Genomic DNA, 12,161 nt, shown 5'->3' on the forward strand with positions numbered 1-12,161 from the left:
TCGGCAATCGAGAACGCCGAATTCGGCATCAGCGGCTTGGACTGATGGAAATGATCATGCGAGGTTGGGACTACCGACCGGCGGAGAGACGAGAAGCGATCATGACTGCAATTGCGGCGAGCGGCATCCACCACGTCACCTTGATGACGCGCAACGTGCAGGCGAATGTCGATTTCTATGTCGGCTTCCTCGGCCTGCGCCTCATCAAGCGCACGGGCGGTTACGAGGACGCCCAGCAGCTCCATCTCCTCTATGGCGATCGTCTCGGATCTCCCGGCTCCATCGTGACCTTCCTGGTCTGGGAGGATGGCGCTCCGGGCCGTGTCGGCAACGGCCAGGTTTCGGAAATCGCCCTTGCCGTGCCGTCCGCCAGTATCGGCGACTGGATGACGCGGGCCCTCAGCCATGGCGTGCCGATGACGGGACCTTCGCAGGAATTCGGCGAATCCGTGCTGAGGCTCAAGGATCCCGACGGCGTCATCGTCAAGCTGGTCGGTGCCGACCTGCCCGCTGCGGCGCCCTGGGGCAACGAAGCGGTCGCGCCGCGGCGCCTGCGCGCCGTGACCCTGCTGACCGACCAGCCGGAGGAGACGGCGGCCTTCATCGCGCGCTTCGGCTACCGGCCAGGCCCGCGCGAGGGCAATGTCCAGCGCCTGCTATCGGATACGGATGCCGTCGATGTCCGCGATGCCTCCGGCTACGTGCCGGGCATCCCGGGTACCGGCACGGCCGATCATGTCGCCTTTCGCGCTGCGGATGTGGCAGATGTGCGCAAGCACGAGGCCGCGCTGTCGCGTCTCAATTCATCACCGACCAATTTCCACGATCGCAACTACTTCACCTCGCTCTATGTGCGCGAACCCGGCGGCACCTTGATCGAAGTGGCGACGGATGGTCCCGGTTTTGCCATCGACGAGGAGGCCGACCGTCTCGGCGAACGCCTGTTCGTGCCGCCTGGCGATGCCGCGCGGGCCGAGGATCTGAAAGCCATGCTGCCGCAATTTGCCCTGCCGGGAGAGCCGCGCCTGCCGCACCGGGACCTGCCTTTCGTGCATCGCTTCTTCACGCCGGACCAGCCCGACGGCAGCACCCTGGTCCTGCTGCATGGCACCGGCGGCAACGAGGCCGACCTGATGCCGCTGGTCCGTCGGATCGCGCCCCGTGCGACCTTGCTGGGCGTGCGCGGGCGCAGCCATGAGGAAGGCGTGCTCCGCTGGTTTCGGCGCATAGGAATGACGAAGTTCGATCAGGCCGATATCGCCTTCGAAGCCAAGGCCTTTGCGGCTTTCGTGGAAGGGGCCGTCGCAGGCTATGGGCTCGATCCCGCCCGCCTGACCTTCCTCGGCTATTCCAACGGGGCCAATTTCATGGCCGCCGTGATGGCGCTGCATCCCGGCGTCATTCGCCGCGCCATTCTGCTGCGGTCGATGCCGGTGCTCGAGACCTTGCCGCAGGCCGATCTGGCCGGAACGCAGGCCTTGTTGCTGACCGGTGCACGTGATCCCTTCGGGCAGGAGGCGCCGCGGCTCGAGGCCTGGCTGCGGGAGCAGGGTGCAGACGTCAACGCCCGCAATATCGACGCAGGCCACGAATTATCGCCCGCCGACCTGTCGGAGGCACGTCAATGGTTCGAAACCACGGAAGGAGGCCGCAATGGCTGAGATCGACATTCGTCGCGAGGAACTTGCCGAGCCACGCGGGCGCTATGTCGCCCGTATCGACGGCGTGGAAGGGGAGGCCGAGATCGTCTTCACCAAGCATGCTCCCGTCCTGATCAGTGCCGACCATACCGGCGCTCCCGAGACGATGCGCGGCACCGGCGCTGCCGCCGCCCTGGTGGCCTATATGGTGGAGGACGCGCGCCGGAACGGCTTCCGCATCCTGCCGCTTTGCCCCTATGTGCGGGCGCAATATCGCAAGCACCCCGACTGGGCCGACGTGATGACGTTGGCGCCGGGCGAGGACCCGCCGGCCACAAAGTAAGCTTGTGGCTTCTCATCCAGGAGGCAGATCTTGTTAAATGGAGCTGGTTGAGCAGAGGCGATCAGAATCTGGCCTGATGGCCTCTCAATTGCTATCGCAGTGCTATGCTTGGATCGAACCTCGAGGTTGTCATGCCGTTTCCCGAAATACTCGCTACGCATGCCTATTTCGGGCAGGTGACGGCGGATGGATGGGATCTGGTCTTCCATCCGCCTGACAATCGTTCCGACATCGCCTATCGGGCGGGGTATATGTGCCATCCGATGCGCGAGCACTACGAGGCGCTCATGCCGCGCCTGCCGGCCTTCGAAGCCTTCTGTCGCAATCTGGAAGAGAATGACCGGCGCGTTCGCGATCATTTTCGCTCTTGGCCACCCTCCGCGGGAGCGTTCGAGCTCGTCTGTGCCATGATGGGCGGTGACGATGAGCTACTTCCATCTTCCCTTACTCCTTACCCCTATGATCAGCGGCCATTTGCCCTGCAATATCGCGCGCTGGACCGAGCGGCGTGGGAATTTGCCGGCATTCCCTGGTGGCCGCCGGTTTTCTCCGCTCTCTTCGATGCGGCCGGCAATTTTTCCGGAATCGAGTACCAGGTCGAACAGGCGATGCGCGACCTGCCGGATTCAATCGCACCGTCTCGATGGGAGGCGGGATATCGCCATCCCTATTTCGGGCGCCGCAAGCTGTCGGATTTTTCGCGTTTGGCAACGCCGATGGTTGCGGGGCGCAAGGTTCCGTTCGATCTCTTCATGACCAAGAAAACCATGGCTGCCTTCGAACCGGAGCATCTGGATCCGTTCGTGCCCCTGGTCGAGAAATTGGACAGGCTGGATGCCGGCGTGCGGTCGGGCTTTCCCGAGACTATGCGCATGGAATGGCTGGAGGAGCGTTTCACATATGGTACTCCGACCCTGCGCCGGGCTCTCGATCAGATCTTTCCCGATGCAACGGATCCCGGCTCCGTCTCAGTGCAGGCCTTTGCCGCGGCGCTCGTTCTCAAGCGTGGGTGTTTTTCGCTTTCGCCCGAGAAAAGCGGCGGCGCCGCGCTGACCCTCGACTATTCGATCCTGCCGGCTCGCAACGACAACGAATTGTTCGCGGCCAAGTTTTCGCTCGATGGCGAGTTGCTTGATGTCGTGATCGAGAGTTGAGGCAGAGCGTTCGCCCGGCGATCTCAGGCCCAGACGTCGTTCCGGGCCGTGCGCTCGCCGCCTTCATGGCCGGTGTTGAGCGTGCCGCGCGGTTCGATCAGCATGAGATGAACCTCGCTTTCCGCATAGGGCTTGTGCTCCAGGCCCTTGGGCACCACGGCCATCTCGCCAGGGCCGATGACGACCGCGCCATGACGAAAATCGATGCGCAGCCGGCCGCTGAGGACGATGAAGGCCTCGTCCGTTTCGGGATGGTCGTGCCAGATGAAATCCCCCTCGATGCGCACCAGCTTGAACTGGTAGTCGTTCATCTCGGCAACCACGCGGGGCTGCCAGAGGTCGCTAATCGCTGAGATCTTCTCGGCGAAGTTGATCGCCTTGGGCGTGGTTTCCATGGTGCCTTGCTCCGTTCTCGAACGGCGCAATCTATGGAGCCTGCCGCGGCCGCGATCTTGAACGATTGTGCGCTTTCGCCGCGATGCGGTTTCAAGAGCAAAGTGCGTTCAAGCGCGAACGCTTATTTGCTCTAACTCCTTGTTCCGACGCGTCTTTGCGATTCCTGGTGATTCCACCAAATCGCAAAACGCTTTTGGCTTGCCCCCAACAAAAAACCAGCGCCGGGACATGCCCGGCGCTGGCTGTGGGTTGGTAGGCTCTGCGTTTCCCGACGATATTACAGGGGCTGCAGGCCGGCTTCGATGGCGGCGCGGCGGCCTTCGAGGAAGGGCGGCAGCGACAGGCGCTCGCCCAGGCTTTCCAGCGGCTCGTCGACGGCGAAACCGGGGCCGTCGGTGGCGATCTCGAAGAGATTGCCGCCGGGTTCGCGGAAGTAGAGCGAACGGAAGTAGTAGCGCTCAACCTCGCCCGAGCTCGGAATGCCGAACTGGCCGAGGCGTTCGGTCCAGGCATGGATCCCCGCCACGTCAGGGGTGCGGAAGGCGACGTGGTGCACGGCGCCGGCGCCCTGGCGGGCGGTGCCGAGCCCCGGCTGCACGGCGACATGCAGCTCGGCGGCAGCACCGCCTTCGCCCATGCGGTAGACATGCACGCGGCCCTCGCCGTCGGGCGAAGCGTAGTCGCGCTCCTCCTTCATGTTGAGCACGCGGGTGAGCACGGCATCGGTGGGCTCCTTCTTCGGCACCGAGATGGTGATCGGGCCGAGGCCCCTGATCTGGTGCTCCGATGGCACGGGGCTGCGGTTCCAGGGATGCAGCGCGCCATTGCCGCCATCGTCCACCAGCCGGAAGCGCTGGCCCTCCGGATCCTCGAATTCGAGGCTGGCGCGGCCGTCGATCAGGCCGACATCGCCGGCGGTTACGCCCAGATCCTTCAGGCGGGCCGCCCAATAGTTCAGGCTGTCTTCGCCGGAGACGCGCAGGCCCGTGCGGCTGATCGAATGGGTGCCGCGGCGTTCGGGTGCTACAGGCCAGTCGAAGAAGGTGAGGTCGCTGCCGGGCGTGGCTTCGCCATCGGCGTAGAACAGGTGATAGGCGCTGGTGTCGTCCTGGTTGACGGTCTTCTTGACCAGCCTCAGGCCGAGCGTGTCGGTGTAGAACCGCTTGTTGCCCGGGGCGTTCGCGGTGATCGCGGTGAGGTGATGAATGCCGGTGAGCTGCATGGCAGTCTCCTTCGTGTTGCGTTGACCGGAATATCGGCGCGAACGGGCGGGCCGGGTAGCGCGATCCTTGCACACGCTGCGTTCGAAGATTTCGAACGGTAAAGCTTGGAAAGGCGGGGCCGAAGGGGTAGGCAGAGTGCAGTGGGTATGCCGACCGAGAGTCTCGCCATGAAATGGACCATCGACGAGATCAAGACCTTCCTGGATGTGATGGAGAGCGGCACGGTGTCCGGCGCGGCGGCGCGGGCGAACCTGTCGAAATCGGTGGTCAGCAAGCGCATCGCGGATCTCGAACTGGCCCTGGGCGCACCGTTGTTCCAGCGCCATGCCGGGCGCATCCTGCCCAACGAGACGGCGGGCGAACTGGCCGTTCGGTTGCGGCCGGCCCTCGCCGAGATGACCAACGCGGTCGAAAGCGTGGCCTGGGGCATGGCGGGGCTGCGCGGTTCTCTCGCGATCTCCGCACCGATGAGCTTCGGCATCCGTCATCTCAGTCCCTTGCTGGCAGCCTTCGCCCTGCGGCACCCCGAGCTCGAGCTGGTGATCGACTATGAGGATCGCTTCGTCGATCTGGTGCGCGGCGGCTTCGACCTTGCGGTGCGCATCGGCCAGATGTCGGATTCCGGCCTCATTGCCCGCAAACTCTGTGATGACCCGCGTGTGGTCTGCGCCAGCCCCGACTATCTGGAGCGCCGGGGTGCGCCGAAGGATCTCGCCAGCCTGCCCGATCACCCCGCGATCGGCTATCGCAATCTGCAGGCCACGCAGGTCTGGCAATTGGCCGACGGCGCCGGCGGTGTCGTCGGCGTGCCGATGCGCGGGCGCATCGCCGCCAACAATGGCGAGGTGATGCGCGACATGGCCATTGCCGGCCTGGGGCTGGCCCTGCTGCCGATGTTCATTGCCCATGAGGCCCTGGCCGATGGCCGCCTGGTCGCCCTGCTGCCGGACAACCCGCCGCAGCCCCTGCCGATCGCCGCGGTCTGGCCTCCGGTCAAGCCGATGCCGCGCAAGCTGCGGGCCATCGTCGATCATCTGGTCGAGGGCTTCGGCGAGGTCCCGGACTGGCTGCGCGGACCCGTGCGATGATGTCCGATCTCCGCCTGCGGATAAGCCCATGCCGATAGAACGATATGACGGCCCGCGCGAAGCCTTGCTGGGGCTGTTCGCCCTGGCCGATGATTCACCGGTTCAGATCGCCCTCTATGCCGGGCTGGGTGACGTGCTGGTGGCCCGCCGGGAAGGCGTCATCATCGGCCATGCCCAGATCATCGCGACCGATGAGCCGGGCGTGCTCGAGCTCAAGAGCCTGGCGGTGCTGGCCGGGCACCGCGGTGCGGGGATCGGACGCGAACTGGTCGAGGCGGCGATCGCCTTCAGCCGCGAACGACGCGCGCGCTCGCTGGTCGTTTCGACGGCAACGGCCGGTATCGCCAATCTGCGCTTCTACCAGCGCCGGGGCTTTCGCATGACCCGGATCGTGCCGGATGCCTTCCGGCCGGAGACGGGCTACCCCGTCGGCATCATGATCGATGGTATATTCTTACGTGATCAGGTGTTTTTTGAGTTGAAACTTGCGGATTGAGGGAAGGAAATCGATATTTTCTTGATGAATTGGCGGCGTGATCTGGAATAATGCAAGCGTTGCTTTCGAGAGGAAGCCGTCATGGATCAGCAACTGGTCGATCGGATCTACGAATGTGCCTTCGTGCCGGAGCAATGGCCGGACACGCTGGACACGCTTTCGCGCATGACGGCGGGCGCAGGCGGCAGCCTCTATGTCTTCGGCAAGGACGCCACCATGCTCACGGCCTCTCCCGACGCCCGGGAGAGGGCCAAGGCGGCGCTGGCTGGTGGTTTTGCCCAGCGCGGCCATGGCCTCTCGCGTGTGCTGGCGTCCTCGCGGGCCGGCTTCATCACCGAGCGGGACATCATGACCGAGATGGAGCTCGAACAGGAGCCGCTCTATCGCGATTTCTGGCGCCCTTCGGGCATCGGCTCGATGATCGTGACCACGGTGGAATTGCCGACACGGGAAATGCTGCTGCTCCTGTTCACGCGCTGGCTTGCCCAGGGGCCGGCCGAACGGGCCCTGGTCGATCGTTTCGACATATTGCGCCCTCATCTGGCCCGCAGCGCCCTGATGACCGCACGCCTGCAGCTCGAGCGGGCACGCGCCGCCAGCCAGACCCTGGCTGCTCTCGGCCTGCCGGCGCTGGTGCTCGACCGGATGGGCAAGGTGCTGGCTGCCAACAGCCTGATCGAGGATCTCGGCGCTTTCGTGCATTGGCGCGCCTTCGACGGCGTCTCCTTCGTCGATCGGGCGGCCGACAAGCTCCTGCGTGACGCCATCGTCACCATCGATCAGCCGCATGGCGCGAGCGTGCGCTCCTTCCCGGTGCGGGGGGAGTCCGAGGCGATGGTCGCCCATATCGTTCCGATCCGCCTGAGTGCGCGCGACATTTTCGTGAGCAGCGCGGCGGCCCTGATCCTGACGCCGGTGACCGCGCCGCAGGCGCCGCCGGTCGAACTGGTGCAGTCCCTTTTCGACCTCACGCCGGCGGAGGCCCGGGTCGCCCGCAGCCTCGCCACGGGCGACAGCGTGGAGCACATCGCCCAGCATAGCGGGGTGACGCCGAACACCGTGCGCACGCAGGTGCGGGGTGTCCTTGAGAAGACCGGCTGCAGCCGACAGGCCGAGGTGGTCGCCCTGCTTGCCGGGCTGGCACCGCTGCCTCGCATGGCGTGATCCCGGCGGGGTTGATAGGTGCTTCCTCACCCCATCTTTCCGGTTGCGTTGCCCCTCACCCTAACCCTCTCCCCGTAAGGACGGGGCGAGGGGGACTCCAGCCTTGTACTTCAAGCCGAAAGTGTCTCATCTCGCCCAGCGGTTGGGCGAGATGAAATCTCCGAGGATTATTCGTGACGTTTGCGCCTCCCTCGCCCCGCTCCTTGCGGGGAGAGGGCAAGGGTGAGGGGCAGCGCCCCCGTGTGCAGTCATGTTGATAGACACTTTGCTTTCGATGAGCACCGTGATGCAAGAAATCCGGCTGCGCCTCATCTGTTTTGATGATGTTTCTCTGGCAGGAATGGCGAAACTGGAGCTGCGGCTGAGACAGCCGGAGGCTTCCTGCAAATCCTCCTGCGCTTTTTCGGCGGCACCACAGATGGAGCGGGGACAAACCCCGCCCGGACCCCACTGCCGAGAGAGTAGAGACATGGATCAGGAGCTGACTTACAGGCTCGGCGAATCCGTTCTGGATCTCAGCCGAGGTACATTGCGCAAGGCCGGTGCACGCGTGCCGGTGCGCTCCAGAACGTTCAAATTGCTGAGCTATCTTGCCCGCAATGCCGGGAGGGTCGTCCGCAAGGACGAATTGTTTGCAGCGGTCTGGCCGCATGCCGTGGTCACGGAAGGGGCTTTGCTGCGCTGCATTCGCGATGCACGCCAGAGCGTCGGTGACGAACAGCACCGCATCATCCACACCGTGCCGGGGCGGGGCTACATGTACATGCCGCCCGAAGGCCTTGCCGATGTGCCAGAGGCGCTGGAGCAGGCTGCCGACGATGCCGATCTCGATGCCGGCACGGCGGAGCCCAAAGTCGCCGTGCTGCCGTTCAGCCTGCGTGGCGTGGATGGCGGGATGAAGCCTGCCTTCGAGACCATCATGCAGGAAATCAGGGGCGCGATCGCCAATTCGCGCGTGATCGTGGTGCAGCCGCCGCCGAGGCGCAAGCCATCGCCCAAGACCGTCTCTGGTGTCGACTACCTGGTCGAAGGCCAGGTCGTAGCCGGCGAGCCGCATCTCAATGTCGTCGTGACCCTGTCCGATGCCCGGTCGGGACGCCGCCTGCTGACGCAGTCCTTCTTTCTCAAGGCCGAAAGCGTCATGGCCTTCCACCAGAACGTCGCCAGGCAAGTCGTCAGTGCGCTCGTCTTCAATATCGAGACGGCCTCCTGGCATGGCACGGCGCAGGGCACGACATCCCTGCACATGTGGTGAAGGCCTAAAAAAGGGCCTTTATCGTGTGCCGGTATGCACAAGGAGGCGCTTTTCGGCCGCCAGCGGCTTGCTATTGTGGGTTGCAGTCACACATGAAGATGTGGGGATCTCGCAACGGGCGGGAGGCGACTTTTGTCCAGCAATGGCGATCCGGACAAATCCGGGCTGTTTTCGTTTGTCTGGCGGTATAGTAGGCGACATCAGCTCATGCTGCTGGCTGCCACCGTGGCGTCCTTTCCAGTCCTTTATCTGTCGCTGGAACTGCCGAAATATATCCTGAACGGGGCTCTTCAGGGGCATGTCACGCCGCTCAACCACCTGGGCCTGCATCTCGACCAGACCACGCTTCTCATGGTGCTGTGCCTGGCCTTCCTGGTCTGCACTTTGGCCAATGGCGTCATCAAGATGCAGCTCGGCATCTATCGGGGTGTCATCGGCGAAAGGCTGATCCGGCGGCTGCGCTACAAGCTGATCGCCCAGGTGCTGCGTTTTCCCCTGCAGCGCTTCGACACCGTCTCGCAGGGCGAGGTCGTTTCGATGGTCACCGCCGAGGCGGAGCCCTTGAGCGGCGTGATGGGTGATGCCTTCGCCCAGCCGGTGTTCCAGGCTGGCCAGATCCTGACCATCGTCGCTTTTCTCTTTCTCCAGAATGTCTGGCTCGGCGTTGCCGGCATCGGCCTCATCCCGGTGCAGGCCTATCTGATCCCGCGCATGCAGCGCTATGTGAACAGGCTGCATCATCAGCGTGTCAGCCGGGTGCGGGCCCTGTCGGAGCGCATCGGGGAAAGCGTCGCCGGTGTCGCCGATCTCCGGCAGAATGGCGGCTTGCGCTACCGCCTCGCCGAGTTCAGCCGGCAGCTGGGCGAACTCTATACGATCCGACTGCGCATTTTCGAGCGCAAATTCCTGATCAAATTCGTCAACAATTCGATCACCCAGCTCACCCCCTTCCTGTTCTTCCTGATCGGCGGCTATCTGGTCATCCATGGCCAGCTCAGCGTCGGTGCCCTGATCGCGGCGCTTGCCGCCTCCCGCGACATCGCCGATCCCTGGCGCGAATTGCTGACCTATTGGAACCAGGCCCAGGAAGCATCCTCTCGCTATGACGCCCTCCTGGAACAGTTCGAAGTGCCGGAGGCTCCGGCCCCGGCGGTGGCGGATGCCGATGTACCGCGCCTGAACGGCACCATTCATCTGCGCGACGTCACCGTGCCGGGTCTTGGTGGCGTGCCGCTGCTCGATCAGGTCGATCTGACCATCCCCGGCGGGGCGCTCGTCGCCATTCAGAGCGCGGACATGCTGGTGCGCCGGGCCTTGTGCGACCTCTTCTCGGGCGCCTCGGCGCCGAGTACCGGGCAGGTGACGATATCCGACCTCGACCTCGCCGGAGTCAGTCCGACCGTTCTGGCGGCGCGTATCGGCGTCGCCACCAGCACGCCCTACCTCTTCCGCGGCACCATCGCCCAGAACACCAGGATGCCCCTCTATCTGGAGCCCGTGCCGTCGGGCGAACCGTCAGGCGAGGAGGCCAAGGCTCTGGCCGAAGCCGTGGAGACCGCCAACAGCCCCGATCGGCTCGATAGTGCCTGGAATGATGGCGGATTCGTCGGGTTCAAGGACGAAAGCGAGGTCGACGCCTGGTGGCTTGCTGTCATCGAGGTGATCGGCCGCTCGGAAATGCTGCTCGATCGCGCTCTCGACGGCTATCTGGTTCCGGGCCAGCACGACGATCTCGCCGGCCGCGTCCTCGCTCTCCGGGAGCGGGTGGCGCGTCGCCTGGAGGCCGATGGATTGGCCGGGCAGATCGATCGGTTCGACCCCGGCGCCGTCAATCCCGGCCTGACCATCGGCGAGAACCTGCTCTATGCCGTCCACCATCACGGCGATACCGAATCGAGCCATCCGGGGGAACGCCTCCTGGCCGAGATCGCCCGGCTCGACATTGCCGAGCAATTGCTGGCCTTCTCGATCGACCTTGCCTCGACGCTCGTCAGGGCCTTTGGCGAAGTCGGGCCTCGGCATCCGCTGCTGCGTCGTTTCACCACCATCGGCCCGGAGCTGTTCGAGCGCTTGCGGTCGGTCGCGTCCAAGGAGCAGGCCCACGACGTCGCCGGCATGAGCGCTGCCGAGCGTGCCACGCTGCTGTCATTGCTCTTCAACATCGCGCCGAGTGATCTCGGCACCGATTTTCCCGCCGGGCTTGCGTCCGCCATCGTATCGGCGCGTGCCCGTCATGGTGCGCGCCTGAGGGAGCTGGCAGGCGACACTTTTTCGCCGATCGAGGCGGGCGCCTATAATTACGACCTGACCGTGCTGGAGAACCTGGTGTTCGGCCTGTCTGTGGCGCCGTCGGAGGCGACCCGCCGGCAGATCCATCACGTGCTGATGGACGTGGTGGAGGCGCAAGGCCTTGCCGGCGCCCTGCGCCTGCTGGTGGGGGAGGTGCGCACCGCGATCGCCGGCACCAACCTCTCGCCGGCGGTGCGCGAGCGCATCGGCCTCGGCCGGGCCCTGATCCGCCGGCCCGATCTCGTGCTGCTCGATCACGCCATGGCGAGCGCTTCGGAGGCGGATCGCCGTGCCATTTGGCTCAGACTGCGGGCCTTGCTGCCTGAGAGCACCATCATCGTGCTGGAGCCGCAAATCGCCCAGAGCGAGGATTTCGACCTGGTGGTCACCATCCGCGACGGCCGCCCGATCAACGGGGCGATCCGCCCGCCGGCGCCGGCCTATCACGCCTCGATCTCGGGCGACCTGCAGGCCAAGGTCGAGGTGCTCTCGGCCGTCGAGAGCTTCCGTGGCCTCAAGCGCAGCCAGATCGAGCTGCTCGCCTATGCCTCGCGCTGGATGTCGACGAAAGCCGGCGACTATGTCTTCCGCACCGGCGAGGTGCCCGATGGCGCCTATGTCGTCGCCTCCGGCAGTGCCGAGCTGCGCTGGCTCAATTCGCTGGGCGAGGAGGAATTGATCGATACCATCCTGCCCGGGCGGCTGATCGGCGACCTTGCCGTCATCCTCGGCCAGACGCGCATGGTGTCGATGGTCGCGACGGCAGATCTGACCGGCCTGCGCATCGGCACGCGCGAATTCCTCGACATCGTGGAGAGCGACATCACCGTCGCGCTGCATCTCCTGCGCACCGTCGGGCACCATCTGGTCGAGGTCGGCGAAGAGGTGATCACCAAGGGCGCCTACAAGCCCAAGCAACCCGGCGAGGTCGCCGCCGATCGGCCATAAGAGTGCTCGGGCGTTCTCCGGAAAAGCCAATGGGGAATGGATCACTCCCTGTCGCCGAGGTCGCGCAGCCCCTCACCTCTATCCTTGTAACTTCTCACCTATCGCATCTGCTATGATTGGCGGTGCGGCGTGGGACGGAAGACCGATTATCCTCAGGAAGGCAAA

10 protein-coding genes are annotated in these 12,161 nt (G+C 64.8%); 8 read left to right on the forward strand and 2 right to left on the reverse strand.

Translation table 11 applies throughout. The features are described 5' to 3' along the window. Window positions 1-101: 101 nt before the first annotated feature. The 3 genes from BA190_RS27870 to BA190_RS27880 all read left to right on the forward strand — a co-directional run bounded on the left by BA190_RS27870 (window position 102) and on the right by BA190_RS27880 (window position 3,137). Window positions 102-1,661, forward strand: a complete 1,560-nt coding sequence (locus tag BA190_RS27870) for a VOC family protein (protein ID WP_068295734.1) — start codon at window positions 102-104, stop codon at window positions 1,659-1,661. Then, entirely contained in the window at window positions 1,654-1,983 is a 330-nt protein-coding gene (locus tag BA190_RS27875) for a GNAT family N-acetyltransferase (protein WP_068295736.1), read from the forward strand. The genes BA190_RS27870 and BA190_RS27875 overlap by 8 nt, the downstream gene beginning before the upstream one ends. Before the next feature lie 287 nt (window positions 1,984-2,270). After that, on the forward strand, window positions 2,271-3,137 hold the full coding sequence (locus BA190_RS27880; protein WP_156771736.1) for a hypothetical protein: 867 nt from the start codon (window positions 2,271-2,273) through the stop codon (window positions 3,135-3,137). A gap of 23 nt (window positions 3,138-3,160) precedes the next feature. Here the strand turns inward: BA190_RS27880 and BA190_RS27885 are convergent, their stop codons facing one another. Both BA190_RS27885 and BA190_RS27890 read right to left on the reverse strand, forming a co-directional pair. Then, a complete protein-coding gene (locus BA190_RS27885) occupies window positions 3,161-3,532 on the reverse strand; it encodes a cupin domain-containing protein (protein WP_068295740.1) in 372 nt (123 codons plus the stop codon). Between the two features lie 278 nt (window positions 3,533-3,810). Continuing rightward, window positions 3,811-4,755, reverse strand: coding sequence for a ring-cleaving dioxygenase (locus BA190_RS27890; protein ID WP_068295742.1), 945 nt, complete (start codon window positions 4,753-4,755; stop codon window positions 3,811-3,813). Between the two features lie 168 nt (window positions 4,756-4,923). Here BA190_RS27890 and BA190_RS27895 point away from each other — a divergent pair, with 168 nt between their 5' ends. The 5 genes from BA190_RS27895 (at window position 4,924) to BA190_RS27915 (ending at window position 11,996) form a co-directional block, all read left to right on the forward strand. Further along, window positions 4,924-5,844, forward strand: coding sequence for a LysR family transcriptional regulator (locus BA190_RS27895; RefSeq protein WP_068295755.1), 921 nt, complete (start codon window positions 4,924-4,926; stop codon window positions 5,842-5,844). 28 nt (window positions 5,845-5,872) lie between these two features. Then, entirely contained in the window at window positions 5,873-6,340 is a 468-nt protein-coding gene (locus BA190_RS27900) for a GNAT family N-acetyltransferase (RefSeq protein WP_068295744.1), read from the forward strand. A gap of 81 nt (window positions 6,341-6,421) precedes the next feature. Further along, window positions 6,422-7,504, forward strand: coding sequence for a helix-turn-helix transcriptional regulator (locus tag BA190_RS27905; RefSeq protein WP_068295746.1), 1,083 nt, complete (start codon window positions 6,422-6,424; stop codon window positions 7,502-7,504). A gap of 469 nt (window positions 7,505-7,973) precedes the next feature. Next, window positions 7,974-8,759: a winged helix-turn-helix domain-containing protein gene (locus tag BA190_RS27910; RefSeq protein WP_068295748.1), complete on the forward strand. Its 786-nt coding sequence runs from the start codon at window positions 7,974-7,976 to the stop codon at window positions 8,757-8,759. Between the two features lie 207 nt (window positions 8,760-8,966). Next, window positions 8,967-11,996 (forward strand): ABC transporter transmembrane domain-containing protein, encoded by a 3,030-nt coding sequence (locus tag BA190_RS27915; protein ID WP_068295750.1) that lies wholly within the window; start codon window positions 8,967-8,969, stop codon window positions 11,994-11,996. Window positions 11,997-12,161: the final 165 nt, after the last annotated feature.

Origin of the sequence: Labrys sp. WJW (genome assembly GCF_001676615.1) — a bacterium.
Classification (GTDB): domain Bacteria; phylum Pseudomonadota; class Alphaproteobacteria; order Rhizobiales; family Labraceae; genus Labrys; species Labrys sedimenti.